We start from the raw sequence: 16,507 nt of genomic DNA, 5'->3' as shown, positions 1-16,507 counted from the left end.
TAGCCGATAACGAGTACTTTACTAAATAACAGGGACTTTATAAGGCATATCACCTAAGTAGTCTTTTTTACCCACTTCAACACCGTTGTGGCGCAATATTGCGTAGGCCGTAGTCACATGAAAATAGAGATTAGGAATGGCATGTTCAATAGCAAATTCATAGCCTGTTAGATATTTACCTGCCCAGCGAGGTTGTGACACATGGATAGTGGCAGCGTGAGCGAAGTCGGCTTCGCTAAAACCATTAATATACTCAATGACTGAAGCAATGCGTTGACGCAACTCTTCAAGTGTCGTTTCAGTATCATCATGCTTAGGCATAGTCTCTAAATTACCGGTTAATCTGGCAACACCAACTTTAGCCGTGTCACAGGCTATCTGAATCTGGCGAGTAAGATTAAATTGATCTGCCGCTAAGCGAGAGTTCAGCAATACTGCCATATCGACCTTTTTAAAGGCGGCAAATACCTCGGCCTTATCAAGAATATTATTTAAGTTATTCAGCATTTTGCTGAATTGCACTACAGTCAAATCGTACAGCATGGCAAAGTCCTCAATTGAGAGCTGCAAACTTAGCAGCGCTTAGATAATTAGTGATAACCGATAAGATTACAACCCAGTCAAAGATATTTAGGCCTCATTAGCCTCATTTAACGCTGACCAGAGACTTTTATGAGCAAAACTCTAACGATACAAACTCAATAAAGCATTTAACAAATCATCACGGCCATCATATTGTTGATATATATCAGGTCATATTTTATCAAGATGTCACTTACTGGCCTCAAATATGGCAGTAAAGAGGCTGATATAATTGATATCTCGATCGATTTATACACTACCTTTTGCGCGATTAAAGCAAGGCTCTTAACTGATTAAGTGCATCAACAGAGAAGCCTTGGTCATAAAAGTAAATCACTTTACCTTGGCCATCTAATAGCACCACTCGCGCATTGTTTGGTTTTTCATTACCGGTAAACGCTTGTACTTTTTCACCATCTTTATAGACAGTAACGACGCCTTTCCAAAGTGGCTTAGGGATGCCTGCACGCATACCACTGTCTATAAAGGTGCTGAACATTCTAGGAAACAATCCCTGTATGGTTGGCACTTCAAATACCGATACTTGCGTTTCGGTCATGTCTAAGCCAATTAACCAGCGATCAATATCAAACTGTGAATCTTGTTTATAACCGATCAGTAATAGCGCAGTTTCACCTTTTAAATCATCAGGCAAGGTCATAGACTGCCCTTCAAGATTTTGGCCTGACACCGATGGAAAAGTTTGCCCAGTAATGGCCTGATTTGGATAACTCGTGCTGCAAGCGCTGAGCAGTAATAAGCTTGCAATAATCATTAAATAACGCATTTTAAGTCCTTTTGGATAAGTATTAGATCCTGTTATACGTAACAATCTAAAAAAAGATTAGTGCTTTTACACAATCATTTAGGCTAAAAAGTTAATAGATAACTCAGTGCTAACTATTTTCTATAGCCCATTCCTCTATCGCTTCTTTTGCAGCCCGAAAGGCTTCAATTCCCGCTGGCATGCCGCAATAGACTGTTGAATGCAGTAATACCTCCTGAATTTCAGCAATGGAACACCCATTACGTAATGCCCCTCTAACATGACCTTTTAATTCAGTTGGAGCTTTTAAAGCCGCCAGTGTGGCAATAGTGATAAGACTGCGAGTTTGCTTAGAAATAGCATCACGAACCCAGACTTCTCCCCAACAATTTGCGGTCACTAAGTCTTGCAGTGGCTTGGTAAAATCAGTGACATTGCTGAGCGCTTTATCGACATAAGCATCCCCCATCACCTTGCGACGTACCTCAAGTCCTTTTTGGTATTGCTCATCATTCATCAGTAGCCCCCTCTATTGTTGCGTTGGTCAATTCATTAAAAATAATCCCGTCTATATACACGTTAAACTTAATCTTAAATAACACCACGTTTTTGTTGTAGCAAGTTGATACATTGCCCAAGTCGATATCAATTCATTTTTCCCTGAGTAGGTAAACATATCGACTATGTTTTATCGACCGATCAGAAAGCCCAATCAAATAACTGGCTAAAACACTGTGATTGTAGGTATTATGTTACTGATTTAAAAGCATGATTCTAAAGTATGATTTTTTAATAACTGAATGACCATCAAGGAAAGAATCGCCATGGAAAGAGGCATTATACCAATCCTTATTGAAGTGTGATCTATTTTAGGCGGCGTCAAAGTGCCAAGTACAATTCAAATGACTGCTGGTGTAGCAAGCTACATTTAAGGCATTTGAGGTAGTAATTGGTGTTATGACACCGCCCCGAAGGGCGAATTTATTAGGGCACTCTTCTTTGTTAGTCATTTTTGACGTGGAGCAACCATGCACTCAAATGACTGTCTCGAATAGCACACTAATAATTTTCGCTAAAAGAGCAAACTTCAATGCGGATTGGTATCGGTTCGTTGGAATACCGAAAAAGGCTTTGGTTTTATCAAGCCAGAAACCGGTGATAATCAAGATGTCTTTATTCACATTTCAACCTTAAAACACATGGCCAGAAAGCCCATTGTTGGCGATGAGATCCTATTTCATCGTGAGAACCAGCCCGACGGTAAAGTCAAAGCCGTAAAAGCCAGTATAGAAGGCGTCGCAGTGGTGTCCAACAGCATTCGTCCAGCGTCTCACACCAGTCAACATCATCGAAAAAGCCCATCTCATCATGACGACAACTACCGCTCAAGCCCAGTAATTGGCCGCGTAATCATGCTTATTATCCTGCTTGGGGTTGGTATTTTCGGTTATAAACAATATCAAAAAATGACCGCTACGCCAGTGCTGACCAATGAAGATGTTGAGCAGATGCAGTGGACACCAACCGTATCAAAACCAAGCTCAATCAATCTACAACCACAATTCAGATGCGAAGCTGGTAAAACCCACTGCAGCCAAATGCGCTCATGTGCTGAAGCGACATTTTATATCAACAACTGTCTGGGTACGGAAATGGATGGTGATAATGACGGAATCCCCTGTGAAAGGCAGTTCTGTAATTAAACATGAGGTGATGCAGTCATAGAAAGCAGGTTCTGGCTAACCGCCACTTGTTCTAGGTTCTAGGTAAGAGTCTTTAGATTTGAGGTCTAAAGTCTAAGGCTTGAGATTCTAGCTAGCCTTTAGCTATGAAGAACAGCTGACTATCGCTGTTTTGTTGCCTGCTTGCGATACTGGCTTGGGGTAATGTTTTTGCAGCGCTTAAAGCTGTGGCTAAAATTAGCCCCATCACTAAAACCAAGTCGCTCAGCAATTTCATCAAGTTGCATCGGCTTTAGCAGCAGTTCCTCAGCGATGCCAAAACGCACATCATCACGTACTTGGCGCCAACTGGTTTGTTCTAGTTTGAGTTGACGATGTAAAGTGCGAGTCGTACGGGCTAAATGCTGGGCGATGTCTTCCATTGATGCTGTTAAGCCTAAGTGCACTAAGGTGTCTTTAACCAACTTGGCGACAGGTTTCCAGTTTTGTTTTTGTTGCAGTAATTGGCTGCATTGCGCTTCACATAATCTGGCGGTAGCTTCATTGGCTTTTACCAAGGGCAAATCCAATAGCGGGGCTAGTCCAGAAAAGCCATTATAACTGGCATTAAATTGGATCTCAGCTCCGAGTTTTTGCTTTATACCTTCTAAGCACAAGCCTACTGGCTGAGGCGACATAAACTGCAATTTTATCGGTAAGCCGTTACGTTCAAATACTTCTCGTTGGATCATCGCCGCACCCAACATGTCTCTTACTAATACGAGCTCACCTAACTTACCTGAAATGTCGCACGAGAACCTTAAGGATAAATCGTCGTTAAGCTCAGTTAATGTTATCTGAGAAAAAACATAGGTTAAATCTAGATACCGCAAGCCAAATTCAATCGCCTTTCTCGCAGTACTGCTGGCCAACAGGGCATACCCCATAATGCCATAACTGGTCAGGTGATAACGGCAGCCTAATTCCATTCCTACTTTAACTGGGCATTCAGTAGTAAGCATTAGGTTATTTAACACCTGTAACTCTTGCTTATCTTCAATCAGCCGCTCATGGTCAGCTAATTGAGCACTGGTTAAACCCGACCCTTGCAGTAAAACATTCTCATCAATACCCAGCTCAATGCCATGGGCAACGATAATCTGCACACTGGTAATACTGCGAAATGTCATAATTGATGGCCGTAATGTCTTAAAATCACAAATATACGTCTATTTAGACGCTAGATCAATCAAGCCCAATTTCCTATGCTGGACAGATAACATCATTGGTTAACAATCTTTGAATGATCGTATAGCGAAATAGCCATTCAAAGTCATAATTAAAAATAACAATCATTGAGGTCCGCATGACCCAAGTTAAACGAAACCCTGCGGTGGTGATCATTGGTGCAGGTATGACGGGCATTTTAATGGCCATCAAACTGCGTCAAGCTGGTATTACTGACATTGTAGTACTGGAGAAAAAAGGCTCTGTGGGCGGAACGTGGCGCGAAAATACCTATCCAGGTGCGGCCTGTGATGTACCCGCTCACATGTATACCTATTCATTTGAACCCAATCCAAATTGGAGCCGATTTTTCGCCCATGGACCAGAGATTAAACAATATTTTGAGCAGGTGGCAGATAAGTATGAGGTTAAACGAGACATACGCTTTAACGAAGCGGTTACCGATGCACACTATGCCAATGGCAAATGGACAGTAAAAACCAGCCAACAACAAACCTATATCGCCGATTTTATTGTTTGCGCCACGGGCATTTTGCACCATCCGCAATTTCCAGACATTCCTGGATTAGCTGATTTTAAAGGCACCACATTTCATACCGCCCAATGGAACCACGACGTCGATATATCAGCCTCAACTCGGGTTGGGGTAATCGGTACTGGGTCAACGGCGGCACAAGCCATTCCTGAATTGATTAATACTGGTGCTAAGGTCTCGGTTTTTCAGCGCACACCACAATGGTTAATGCACTTACCCGATTTTACCTTTTCAAAAACCAGCCGCAAACTGATGGCTCGCTTTCCCATCATTACCAAAATCCACCGAAATACTGGTAAGTTTTTTCTAGAACATTTTTTTACCAAAGCGGTAACTGGACACTTTATCCAAAAACATGTGTTAAATTTTTTGTGTAAAGCCAACTTAAGATTAAGCATTAAAGACCAAACTTTACGCGAAAAGCTGCGACCTCATTATCAAGTAGGCTGCAAACGGGTCATTATCAACACCACTTTTTATAAAGCCATTCAAAAACCCAATGCTGAGTTAATAACAGAGGCCATTGAACGCATAACTGCAACAGGCATTATCACTAAAGACGGTACACACCATGACCTCGATGTATTGGTGCTGTCGACAGGATTTAATGCATTTAATTTTATGCGCCCAATGAATCTAATTGGCCGCAACAATTTGCACATTGATAAGGCGTGGGCTCATAAAATTAAAGCATATCGGTCAATGTTACTCAGCGACTACCCTAACTTCTTTTTAATGCTCGGCCCCAACACACCTATTGGTAACTTTTCGGTTATCGCCATGAGCGAGGTTCAAACTGACTACGTGATTAAATTGATCGATAAATGGCGTGAGCATCAATTTGATGAGTTTGAAGCCAAACAACAAGCCATTGACGATTTTAATGCCTACGTAAAAGAAGGGTTAAAGGGCACTAGCTGGGTTGGAGGATGCCAAAGCTGGTATTTAGATGCCGATGGTGACCCTATTTTATGGCCCTACACTTGGCAGCGCTGGGTTGATGAAATGAAACAGCCGCAGATGGAACACCTTAATACCCGGTCATTCTAATTGGCTTAGCCACCTTTTCACTTGTACTGATTCACTCGTACTAAAAGCAACCAGGTTTTATCATGAATAACAACACGATATTTATTACCGGCGCGGCTTCTGGAATTGGCTTAGCCGCTGCTCGGCACTTTCATAAAAAAGGCTATTGGGTCGGTATGGCCGACATCAATTTAGCGCAATTAACACAAGCCACCGAAATATGGGATAGAACTCGAATACGCTTGTTTCAGCTGGATGTCACTGATGTGTCACAAGTACAACACGCTATGACTAAATTTTGTGCGGAACATAATCATTGCTTGGCGGTATTACTTAACAATGCCGGCATATTGGAAATTGGCCCATTTGAAGACATCTCTATAGAACATCATCAGCGCACATTAAGTGTCAATGTCATCGGGGTCATGAATCTGTGTCATGCTGCATGGCCATATTTAAAAAATACTGGCACGAGTACTATTATCAATATGTCATCAGCCAGTAGCGATTATGGCGTACCAGAATTAGCCAGCTATTCGGCGAGTAAGTTTGCCGTAAAAGCGCTTACCGAGGCGCTGGAACTTGAGTGGCAAAAGTACGGCATAAGAGTATGTGATGTCATGCCGCCTTTTGTGGCAACCAATATGCTTAAGGCACAGAAACACACCGCCAAAGTCATGCAACGACTCGGTGTGAACATTACTGCTGAACACGTAGTCGCTGTGATTGATAAACAAGTGAAACACCCTAAAACCCATAGAACGGTCAGTGTTTTTTATGGCCTATTGCATCGATTAAGTAACGTATCACCTACGTTTATCAATCGCTTGGTGATGAAGTGGTTAAGTCGATAAACATGTGGTTCTAATCAGTTCACAATAATAAAAAAGGCCATAGAAATGGATAACCTTAATCAACCAACATCATCACTAAACGAACCGCTACCAGGCAAACCACTGCAAGCATCCCAGCTTGAAGCTAAACAATTAATGGTCGCCAAGTGGTTATCATTAGCGCCGTTATACAAGTTGCCAGTAACATTATTCAGGTATGTATTTCTAGCGATGGATCGAGTACTTGGGCTGACTAAAATTGAAATGGATAAGATTGTCGAGTTAGTCATTCCAGTGAGCACGAATCATCGCGGCGATGCCACAGACACAGCTGATAACCTGCACATCAATAACACCATCAAGCTACGCATTTACTGTCCTAGCGCCAACAAACCTCAAAGAACCTTAGTGTACTTTCATGGCGGCGGCGGCGTTATTGGCAGTATTAACACCCACGATCACTTTTGCCGCTATCTGGCTAAACACGGCAAGATGAACATCATCTCAGTTGGTTATCGACTGGCCCCAGAACATAAATTCCCAATCCCGATTTGTGATGCCATCGAGGCGTGGAACTATATCAATGACAATCATCAACAACTGAATATCAATCCACAATATATCGGTGTGGGTGGTGATAGCGCAGGCGGATATCTGGCTTGTATTATCGGCTTAAATTCATTACAAACGTCACTACCAGTACAGGCCAAAGTAACTCCTGCATTTCAGTTTTTGATCTACCCAATGGTCGACTTGCAAGGCTTAACCGAGTCTTATCGCCGTTTCAATAAGCAGTTAATACTCACCCGCGATCTGATGGATTATTTCAGGCTGCATTATTTGAATTCTCTCGACGAAGTCACCCTGCCATTAGTGAGCCCACTACTAGCAAAAGACATCAGCGAATCGCCAAAAAGCTACATATTAACCCTAGGTTACGATCCATTAAGAGACGACGGCATTGCATATGCCCAGCGCCTAAAAGCAGCAGGCATCAATACACAACACCAGCATTATGACGATTGCATGCATGGCTTTATTTCAATCACAAAACTCAGTGCGCGCGCTAAGAAAGCGACTCATGATATCGCGATGGCCTTAAACAGCTTTAATGATTGATCCTTACAGGTAACGGATAGCTGAACTGCCTCTAGAAGCCACCAACAGATGATAAAGTTTACTCAGACGCCATGTATTACAGGCTAACAAGCCAACTTATGCTAAAATGCGCCGATCAGCTTTATGAATGTGCATCTCATTTATTTGACTGAGCGTAGTGAAGCCTACCGTGATTAACTAATGAGGATACACCAATGAGTAAGTTAAATGCCGAAGAGCGCAAAGCTCGAGATAACGATCGTTTTTCAAAACGAGTGGATGAACGCAGAGTAAAAGGCGAAGATGTCGTTGCGTATGCACTTGCCAATGAAAAAGCGTTTAAGTTTCTAACCAAAGATGAGAAATACAGCCTTAAACAAAGACAAGCGGCACTAGTAGAAGAAGTCAGCATTAAAAAACAGCAACAAACCGAGCTTAAAAACCAGCAAGAATTAGACAAGGTTCAAGCAGAATTTACTGATACCGCACAGTAATCCCTCATCAACAGCCATTGTTACTGATGATGGCTGGCCATATTCAAATGCCTATTTTTATGCACTTAAGCCAATATAAATAGGTACTTGAAACTGGTGAAAATTCACTGGCATGCGGCAAAATTAAATGAGATCACTCACATTTTAAAAGCCCATGTATAAAAGTTTTACTCTCAACCGCTTATTTATTGTCTAAAAATCAACGTTGTATTCCGGCTCACTAGCAATAGCGAATGACCGCTAAAAACCTTAGCTACTCAATCTCACGTTTCGTACACACAAACAAGGCGTTGCCTGAAGCTAAATCCCACGGGATGATTTTGTCGTAATCGTGTTCAAATATTTGCACATCGAAGTACGGGCTTAACAAGGCTTCGAGTTCAGTAAAACTGGTGGCGACCATCGCATGGGAATCTTGCCATTGCTGAGTCTTATCAGCATCAGTTTTGGCAATGCTGACATTAAGCGACTGCATTTCACCCTCCCCCTGATAATGCCAGCCAGATTCAAACACAAACTGGCTGCCCGCAAACTCGGCGCTGTGGCGCACTGACGCCTTGTTATTGATTTTATGTTTATCAACTGTGTTGAAACAAAACAGGCCACCAGTATTTAATGCTTTATACACACTCGCAATGCAGGCTTTAAGCGCCTCGGTACCTGGAGAGTAATGAATGGAGTACAAAAAACAGGTGATCAAATCGAGTTTTTGTTCAACATAAAACTCTGTCATATTTTGCAAACTAAACTGCGCTTCAGGACAACGACGCATCGCAATATCAAGCATAGGTTGATTGATATCCAGACCACTGCTTTGAAACCCTAAATCGATAAAATGCCTCACGTGCGGCCCAGTACCACAGGCTAAATCTAAATGCTGTTTACCGCTGTTACCCAAAAACTGATGCAAGCGCACTATGCTATTGCTTTGCTGCTGATAGTTAATGTCACAGCACATTAAATCGTAATAACCGGACAAATCGGTATAAAGGGCATTGGTAGACATATAAAGGGATCGGCGACATAGGCAAATTTAGGGTGGCGCATCATATATCAAATCGCACGATTGAGAAATAAGGAATGAGAAATCACTAACGACTATTCTCTAATGGTTAACAACAAAGTAAGTCGTCGCTCAGTAAGATAATCCCAAATGCTAAAAGCCCCCCATTTCCCTTCTATAGCGAGGCTTTTTTTAGCGTTTTACTTAACCGCTCAATTAATCACTGATAACAATGACGTTAAATGACTAACGTACCCACAGCATGAGCTCATTCGCACCTATCACCGCAGCTTGTCTTTTAATTAGGACTCCTGCTGGATCAAAGAGTAATAGCTCATTAGGTCTCGCTCGGTATTTAGCGATGAACGCCTCTCCCTCAGGAGTAGCCTCTCTGGCAAGCAGAAAAAACACGTTATCACCAAGATGAGAGCGAGCTTCATTCATCTGTTCAGTCTGGGTGGTACTCGACACAAGGTTAGGATTATAAACAAAGACTACCGCAGGCTTACCCGTACCGATTTGCTCGTGAGTACCTTTAAAACCCTTGGGCATCAGCATGAGCAAGAGTCCAAGCAGCAAGGCTATGGATGCAATGACACTTATCGCAACCCAAGGTATTTTACGAGCTGCGTGTAAATTATGTTTATCCATAACGATAAGTCCTTCTTTTAAAGTTAAAATACATCACTAAGTAACAAGTGTAATCAACCAACCTGAGGCCTAGATTAAAAATGGCGGCGATAATCAGCAGATTATTTAAATGGCTATAACGTCTACCCTGACGGATCTCTTCTTAATGGTAAAGGTATCTATTATTCGATGTGTCTATTAATCACTTCGCTCAATTTTATCGCTAGTCTTTATCTAACACTTTTTCGATGTGCCTATCTAATTGCATTGAGTTAATGCCACTTTATCTGTTGAGGTTTTGCTAAAGAGCACTCAAAATATCAATCGGTCCGAGTTCAGGTTAGTGACTTTTTTTGATACAAACGTACGTAATCAATTAGCATTTGTTTCGGCCAGATATCGTCAGCAACCCCTTTAATACCACCCCATCCACCGCCTACGGCAATATTAAGAATGACATGAAACGGTTTATCAAACGGCCATGATTGCCAGCCTTGGTGATCATTGATATACGAAAAATATAGAGTGTCATCGATAAACACATCTATGCGCTCTGGGCTCCATTCCATCGCATACAGATGAAAGTTATGGGTAACATCCGGCTCATAAAGCGCGCCTTTGCGTTGCTTAAAGTTTTTCCAGAAAAAGGCTTTATTGTGCATAGTAGAATGTATGCGCCCCTCGTCAAAACCAACGTGTTCCAAAATGTCTATCTCGCCAGAATTGGGCCAGCTATTACACAGTTTTTGCTCATCGGTAGGATCTTCACAGGATTCGGCATAAGCATCAAAATCACTTGGCATCATCCAAATCGCTGGCCAAGTGCCTAAGCCGTCAGGCAGTTTAGCCCTCACTTCCACTCGCCCATAAAGTAAATCACCTTTACCGGCTGAAGTAATGCGCGCCGACGAGTATTCATCACCTTGAAAGAAATCACGTCGCGCTTCAATGATCAAATTTCCGCCTTGTTGACGCACGTTTTCGCTGCGATCAGTATAGCGTTGCAGTTCTTCATTAACACGTTTGGGTGCCCACAGCTCATAGTTCCACTTAGTCTCATCGACTCGGCCATCCTGATTAAACTCATCTTGCCAAAGCAGTTGCCAGTCTTTATCTACCTGATAAGGTTTACGAACCACAATGGCACTAATGCTGGCCTTGCCGGTTGCGGCTTTGAAATCAATATTCAATTGACCATCTTCAAGCTCAACATTTGGCACACTGATGTCATAGGAGGTCATATTACGCCCGTCGCGATCGTTAACGACATCAATAACAGGAATACGCTGCTGGCCTTCGATCCACACCGAGAATTGTCTTTTGCCTTCCTGGGTCCATTGGTCTTCGGCAAAGCGTAACGTCACACTATAAGTACCATTCGCTAGTGGCTGCTGGTAAGCAATAGTTTCACCCTGGCGAGAAGACAAATACAAGTTTGGATCTTGAGTGCCAAGTATCGTCCCCTTGGCGATAACAACATGACTCGCATCGCCACTGGCCATTTTTATAGCGTCAGCCTGATATTGAATCCCGTCTGAAGAAAGATAGGCATCGCCGCCACTATTAATAGCCCAGACTATTTGGTCCGAAGGATTAGCTTGATGATGTTGAGTTTGAGCTTCAGGTATTTTGAACGTGTGTTGACTGCAGGCAGCTAACAGAAGAGAGGTGCTGGCGACCAGCAGCATGTTGCGATATTCCATTATGTTATTCCATAAATACGTCAGCGAATACCGATGATAAACGCAACACCTTATGTAAACAATATGTAACCGCCTGCACTTGAACGGAGAACATAAACAAAATATCCGAGCCGAATTACAGGTCATTAATGAGAAAAACATTAAATGGATCAATTAAATATTTAGGAGTAAAACAGAATAAATGAGGATGGCGCAATACCGTTTACGCTTGCCGATTATACTCTGTCACATACGTCATGCTCTAACGCCAGTAAATTATTTCTGCGCTTCCTTTTGTATTTTAAATAAGGAAATGAGCTGTGTATTAAGCATAGTAATTTGATGATCTAACACTTTTCGCTGCAATTCAGCTTCTTCTGAATTGTCACCAATCAACTCTCGACGTTGCGCTTGTAACTCTTTAATATCTTCTTTTAACTGATCAATTTTCTTTTCTATTTCAGTGCGCGTATCGACTTGCTTTGTCTGCGGTGATGTTGCACCACGAGCATTATTACGCATTGTAGAACTTAATTCAGAAGACAGCTTTTTTTGCGCCTCATTTGAAATAGACACCTTATCTGTCGCTTCAACTTGAGTGTTCAATGTCCCCTGTGGTGCAATAGTAGATCGTAATCTAACTGACACTTTTTGCAGGTTATCTGTCACCGAAGTCGTTGAGTTTACGCCTAAAATATTCAATGGTTGCTCCTTGCATAGCAGGCTAATATTTATATCGACTTTGATGCTAAAACCTTTAGAAAACAGGGGCAAAGACGGATTTAGTTAACGGTAACCATACTGATTAATCAATTGGTTTTATTCGCTTTAGCTAAATTAACAGGGGTGTATAAATACAAAAAACGTTATCTACATCGAATAACTCACATTACCCATATCAAGCTCTTATAAGGTTTGCGGCAAAAAAATGACTTCCCCCTAGGCTCACCCCCACAAAAACCTAACGTCTACAGACATTATGAAATACACTATGCATCGCGCAAAGTGTATAGATGACACCTCAACATGCTTGCTACAGTATGCAAGCACAGCTAAAGTTCATCATGTTATTGTTTTACCATGAGTGGTTCGATTGATTTCTAGCGTATTTTATCTGAAGGGTTAAATTTTTTATGGAAAAAGTGTTTGAAAGATTGATGTATGCATCGCGCTGGATCATGGCGCCTATTTATTTGGGATTAAGCTTAGTCTTACTCGCCTTAGGCATAAAGTTCTTTCAAGAGATCTTTCACATCATACCCATTATTTTCACCATCGCAGAAGTTGACTTGGTGTTGATCACCCTATCACTCATCGACATCACCTTAGTCGGAGGCCTGCTCATCATGGTGATGTTTTCAGGTTATGAAAACTTCGTATCACAGCTTGATGTGGGCGAAAACAGTGAAAAGCTCAGCTGGCTAGGCAAGATGGATTCAGGTTCACTTAAAAACAAAGTGGCCGCCTCTATTGTGGCGATTTCATCGATTCACCTACTCAAAGTATTTATGAATGCCGAAAACATCGAAAACGACAAGATCATGTGGTATCTACTCATCCACATCACCTTCGTGTTATCGGCCTTCGCCATGGGATATCTGGATAAGATTACGCGGAAATAACCATCCATCTCCAAATAAAAAGCCCTGATACATAACAGCATCAGGGCTTTTTATTTACTATCGATTAGTACCACACTTTAGGATCAGCATTATGATTCTGCGCTACATCAATACTAATCCCCAGAGCATTCAGAATTTTGAACACTGTCGAAATATAAACATCATTGCCTTTCTCAACACGGATCAAGGTCTTTTTGGTCACGCCACACAGCATCGCCGCCACATCTTGAGTCAGTGCTGCATTTGTTCTGGTTTCTTTAATGAGTAAACCCAAGGATTGTTGATTGAGTGCAGGTGTCATAACGTTAGTCCAAAGTGTACTTTGCTACACTTTAGCCCTGAATGCTTGATATTTCAACAGCAAAGTGTAACAACCTACACTTTATTGTAATCTCCCCTGTCAAGATCAAAAAAAGTGTAGCTAAGTACACTTTTTAATTATCTAAGTCGCCAAACGAGTTATAAGTGTAGGTTGTTACACTATCGAATCGATTACGCCCTACTTTTAAAATTAACACTGGCTTTTTTATCAGCATCATAGATATTATGAGCTTGATTATTATCAAGTTATGAATGGATGCTGTTGGTAAATGATTCTTAAAACTAAAACACTACAAATGACCAAAACGCCGCAAACGATTGCGGGTCAAAAACAGGAACAAGATGTAGCTTTCTTCTTACGCCGTGCATTTAAAGATCATCCTGAAGTACTGGTTATTAACGACTTCAAATTTAGCTTTAATGATGAAACGGCTCAAATCGATCACTTGATCGTGTATACCTATGGCTTTGTGCTAATTGAATCAAAAAGCATTAAAGGTCACGTTAAAGTGAACAAACAAGGCGAATGGACACGCAGTTATAACAGCCAATGGTCAGGTATGTCTTCGCCCATCAAGCAAGTTGAATTACAGCAAGATTTATTTCATGCATTACTCGATCATCATCGACTTGAAATTTTAGAAAAATTTTTGGGAATAAAACAAGGGTTCGGTGGCCGTTGTTGGGATCATCTGTGCGTAGTATCGAGTGATGCCATCATTGATAGAAAGACCATGCCTAAAGTGGTATCAGACCAATTAGTAAAATCTGAGTTTTTGGTAGATAAGCTCAAAAAGATGATGAAACTTAGAAATAAGTTCATACGAATCGTTAATGTATATGACACCCGACCTTACTTCGACAAAGAAGAACTCGATTCGATAGGTCACTTCATCATTAGTCAGCATATTGATTCAAATATTCAACAAGTTAACGGTGCTCCGGTACAACTAAAGCAAATCCAGCCGATACCAAATACACCAGAACTTAAACCAGAGCTCCAACCAGCGTTAGCGCCCACTAATCATCTAGCTCAATCTAATGGTGCAAGTGTGGCAACACTTGCACCGCTTGTACCAGTAAACACATTAGCGCCAGACCAACACCCCATACTAAGCTGTAAATATTGCGGTGAATCAACACAATATACACCCATGTATGGCAAATTCGGTTACTACATCAACTGTAACCAATGCAGCAAAAATACATCGATGAAATTACCATGCCCACAATGCATGAGTAAAAATACCAAAGTCACTAAGCGCAAAGAAACCTACACATTGAATTGTGTGGATTGTGGATTTGAAAAACGAATTATTTAATCATTAACTCTGATCCTCAGACTAGGACGTCAACATGAAAGATAAGGATAAAATCGCAGTATTTATTGATGCTGATAATGCTCCTGCTAAGAAAATTGATAAAGTGTTATCAGAACTTGCTCGCTATGGTGTGGTAAATATACGTAAGGCTTACGGTAATTGGAAAAACGCTAATTTAAAAACTTGGGAAGATGTGCTGCATGAGTATGCAATTCAACCCATCCAGCAATTCGATTTAACTAAAGGTAAAAACGCCACAGACATGGCACTGGTTATTGATGTTATGGATGTTTTATATACAAAAGATGTAGATGTTATTTGTTTAGTCTCATCAGATTGCGATTTTACCCCCTTAGTCACTAGAGCACTGGCTGATGGTAAAACCATCATCGGGTTTGGAGAGCGCAAAGCTCCTATGCCATTTGTGAATAGTTGTTCTCGATTTTTATTTCTCGATGATGACCCAAGTGAAGATATTCCATTACCTACAGCCACTAAAAGCTTAAACAAGAACACAAAGCTCATCAGTTTATTGAGGCAAGCTATTGAAGCTGTAGAGGAAGATGACGGATGGGCAATGTTAGGACCTATAGGTACTCATATTTCTAATCATGCCTCCTTTGATCAACGTAATTATGGCTTCAAGAAGCTGAGTGATTTATTCGCATCTATAGATCTTTTTGATATGAAAAAAACCAACGGCTCAGTCATTTGGGTAAAAGACAAAAAAAGGCATAAAACGGCAAACGGTAAGGGGAAATAACTATTATTGTCTCGAGATAATTTAGTAATAGTTTACAACGATAATTTCGTAACGAATTGACTACTATGACAGGCTCACCATGACATTCACTCACCGACACGCCGTAAACTCATCCATGAGGGCTCGAACATCCCGTCCATGGGATGGACGGTCGTCTCACAAATGCTGATGGTTCACCTTTTCAGAATCAGCCTAAGCTACTACTTTTAACACTTACGCCCAAGATTTAAGTATGGCAGCATAGTTAAATGCTTTTAAGCAATAGAAGATATTAATCACCCAGATACTATAAATAGTGAGGTAAAAAGTTTGATCTGACCCCACTTGTTTAAAATATCGCGAATGACAAAATCATGTGGTATCTACTCATCCACATCACTTTTGTGTTGTCGGCCTTCGCCATGGGATATCTGGATAAGATTACTAGGAAGTAATAACTGAATTTCGTCGTAGAAATAGCATAGACAATATCGTGGGGCAGAAAGTTTACTCTGACCCCAATAAATGAAATGCTGTAAATGAAATGCTGGGTTATCAAGGACAACTCTTTCGCGTCTAGAGCGTGCTGGAAAATTTCCTGCTCGTGTTGCTCTAACAGCTGGTAGTATTGGCTGGCGGTTAACTGAGATACAAGAGTGGATTCGTAAGTGTTGAATTACTTTATAAGGATATAAAAATGAATAAAATTTCAAAATGTATAAATAGCTTTATTAAGAGCCATGAAGGGTATCGCTCTGATAATGACACTCGTTCCAATGAAGGTATTCAAGGTTTATATCAATCATTAGAAAAAGTGATAACTGAAACAGGAGTTTTAAAAAAGTACCCCCATATTAGAATCAAGCCCTCTCTAGGTTCGGGGCGAGTTCCAGTTAAGCCTATTATTTACTTTTTTGATTCAAGAGAAACTATTACTGG

General features: G+C 41.2%; 18 protein-coding genes and 1 pseudogene. 10 read left to right on the top strand and 9 right to left on the bottom strand.

All coding sequences use genetic code 11. From position 1 onward, the window contains the following. Nucleotides 1-21: 21 nt before the first annotated feature. The 3 genes from H5185_RS07420 to H5185_RS07410 form a co-directional block, all read right to left on the bottom strand. Nucleotides 22-543 carry a DUF1993 family protein gene (locus H5185_RS07420; protein WP_124015227.1) on the bottom strand — a complete coding sequence of 174 codons (522 nt, stop codon included), beginning with the start codon at nucleotides 541-543 and terminating at the stop codon, nucleotides 22-24. Nucleotides 544-853: 310 nt separating this feature from the next. Beyond that, a complete protein-coding gene (locus H5185_RS07415; protein WP_124015228.1) occupies nucleotides 854-1,369 on the bottom strand; it encodes a hypothetical protein in 516 nt (171 codons plus the stop codon). A gap of 109 nt (nucleotides 1,370-1,478) precedes the next feature. Continuing rightward, nucleotides 1,479-1,865 (bottom strand): carboxymuconolactone decarboxylase family protein, encoded by a 387-nt coding sequence (locus tag H5185_RS07410; protein WP_182696828.1) that lies wholly within the window; start codon nucleotides 1,863-1,865, stop codon nucleotides 1,479-1,481. Nucleotides 1,866-2,445: 580 nt separating this feature from the next. Here H5185_RS07410 and H5185_RS07405 point away from each other — a divergent pair. Then, on the top strand, nucleotides 2,446-3,051 hold the full coding sequence (locus H5185_RS07405) for an excalibur calcium-binding domain-containing protein (protein ID WP_182741730.1): 606 nt from the start codon (nucleotides 2,446-2,448) through the stop codon (nucleotides 3,049-3,051). A gap of 140 nt (nucleotides 3,052-3,191) precedes the next feature. On the opposite strand, the gene H5185_RS07400 is transcribed toward H5185_RS07405, so the two are convergent. Then, nucleotides 3,192-4,199 (bottom strand): AraC family transcriptional regulator, encoded by a 1,008-nt coding sequence (locus H5185_RS07400; RefSeq protein ID WP_182741729.1) that lies wholly within the window; start codon nucleotides 4,197-4,199, stop codon nucleotides 3,192-3,194. Nucleotides 4,200-4,375: 176 nt separating this feature from the next. On the opposite strand from H5185_RS07400, the gene H5185_RS07395 reads away from it, so the two are divergent. The 4 genes from H5185_RS07395 (at nucleotide 4,376) to H5185_RS07380 (ending at nucleotide 8,246) form a co-directional block, all read left to right on the top strand. After that, on the top strand, nucleotides 4,376-5,842 hold the full coding sequence (locus H5185_RS07395) for an NAD(P)/FAD-dependent oxidoreductase (RefSeq protein ID WP_182696831.1): 1,467 nt from the start codon (nucleotides 4,376-4,378) through the stop codon (nucleotides 5,840-5,842). Nucleotides 5,843-5,904: 62 nt separating this feature from the next. After that, nucleotides 5,905-6,675, top strand: coding sequence for an SDR family oxidoreductase (locus H5185_RS07390; RefSeq protein WP_182741728.1), 771 nt, complete (start codon nucleotides 5,905-5,907; stop codon nucleotides 6,673-6,675). A 45-nt stretch (nucleotides 6,676-6,720) separates the two neighbouring features. Further along, nucleotides 6,721-7,773 (top strand): alpha/beta hydrolase, encoded by a 1,053-nt coding sequence (locus H5185_RS07385; RefSeq protein WP_182741727.1) that lies wholly within the window; start codon nucleotides 6,721-6,723, stop codon nucleotides 7,771-7,773. 194 nt (nucleotides 7,774-7,967) lie between these two features. Beyond that, nucleotides 7,968-8,246 carry a DNA polymerase III subunit epsilon gene (locus H5185_RS07380; RefSeq protein ID WP_182741726.1) on the top strand — a complete coding sequence of 93 codons (279 nt, stop codon included), beginning with the start codon at nucleotides 7,968-7,970 and terminating at the stop codon, nucleotides 8,244-8,246. A 253-nt stretch (nucleotides 8,247-8,499) separates the two neighbouring features. On the opposite strand, the gene H5185_RS07375 is transcribed toward H5185_RS07380, so the two are convergent. The 4 genes from H5185_RS07375 to H5185_RS07360 form a co-directional block, all read right to left on the bottom strand. Beyond that, on the bottom strand, nucleotides 8,500-9,252 hold the full coding sequence (locus H5185_RS07375) for a class I SAM-dependent methyltransferase (protein WP_182741725.1): 753 nt from the start codon (nucleotides 9,250-9,252) through the stop codon (nucleotides 8,500-8,502). A 243-nt stretch (nucleotides 9,253-9,495) separates the two neighbouring features. Continuing rightward, nucleotides 9,496-9,900, bottom strand: coding sequence for a hypothetical protein (locus tag H5185_RS07370; protein ID WP_182723614.1), 405 nt, complete (start codon nucleotides 9,898-9,900; stop codon nucleotides 9,496-9,498). Nucleotides 9,901-10,214: 314 nt separating this feature from the next. After that, the gene (locus H5185_RS07365; protein WP_182741724.1) at nucleotides 10,215-11,582 is read right to left on the bottom strand and encodes a malectin domain-containing carbohydrate-binding protein; all 1,368 of its coding nucleotides are present in this window, start codon (nucleotides 11,580-11,582) and stop codon (nucleotides 10,215-10,217) included. 255 nt (nucleotides 11,583-11,837) lie between these two features. After that, nucleotides 11,838-12,263 (bottom strand): hypothetical protein, encoded by a 426-nt coding sequence (locus tag H5185_RS07360; protein WP_182741723.1) that lies wholly within the window; start codon nucleotides 12,261-12,263, stop codon nucleotides 11,838-11,840. A 431-nt stretch (nucleotides 12,264-12,694) separates the two neighbouring features. Here H5185_RS07360 and H5185_RS07355 point away from each other — a divergent pair, with 431 nt between their 5' ends. Continuing rightward, nucleotides 12,695-13,183, top strand: coding sequence for a TIGR00645 family protein (locus H5185_RS07355; RefSeq protein ID WP_124015240.1), 489 nt, complete (start codon nucleotides 12,695-12,697; stop codon nucleotides 13,181-13,183). A 64-nt stretch (nucleotides 13,184-13,247) separates the two neighbouring features. Here the strand turns inward: H5185_RS07355 and H5185_RS07350 are convergent, their stop codons facing one another. Then, complete coding sequence (locus H5185_RS07350) at nucleotides 13,248-13,484, bottom strand: helix-turn-helix domain-containing protein (protein WP_182741722.1); 237 nt, start codon at nucleotides 13,482-13,484, stop codon at nucleotides 13,248-13,250. Between the two features lie 289 nt (nucleotides 13,485-13,773). On the opposite strand from H5185_RS07350, the gene H5185_RS07345 reads away from it, so the two are divergent. The 4 genes and pseudogenes from H5185_RS07345 to H5185_RS07330 form a co-directional block, all read left to right on the top strand. Next, a complete protein-coding gene (locus H5185_RS07345) occupies nucleotides 13,774-14,826 on the top strand; it encodes a nuclease-related domain-containing protein (protein ID WP_182741721.1) in 1,053 nt (350 codons plus the stop codon). Between the two features lie 34 nt (nucleotides 14,827-14,860). After that, on the top strand, nucleotides 14,861-15,589 hold the full coding sequence (locus H5185_RS07340) for an NYN domain-containing protein (protein WP_182696841.1): 729 nt from the start codon (nucleotides 14,861-14,863) through the stop codon (nucleotides 15,587-15,589). Nucleotides 15,590-16,129: 540 nt separating this feature from the next. After that, nucleotides 16,130-16,243: pseudogene (locus H5185_RS23425) on the top strand (helix-turn-helix transcriptional regulator); the annotation flags it as partial. Between the two features lie 22 nt (nucleotides 16,244-16,265). Further along, the coding region (locus H5185_RS07330) for a hypothetical protein (RefSeq protein ID WP_182741720.1) at nucleotides 16,266-16,507 on the top strand (242 nt) is incomplete at its 3' end.

Origin of the sequence: Shewanella sp. SG44-6 (assembly GCF_014164185.1) — a bacterium.
Taxonomy (GTDB): domain Bacteria; phylum Pseudomonadota; class Gammaproteobacteria; order Enterobacterales; family Shewanellaceae; genus Shewanella; species Shewanella vesiculosa.
This window is presented reverse-complemented; position numbering and strand designations above follow the sequence as displayed.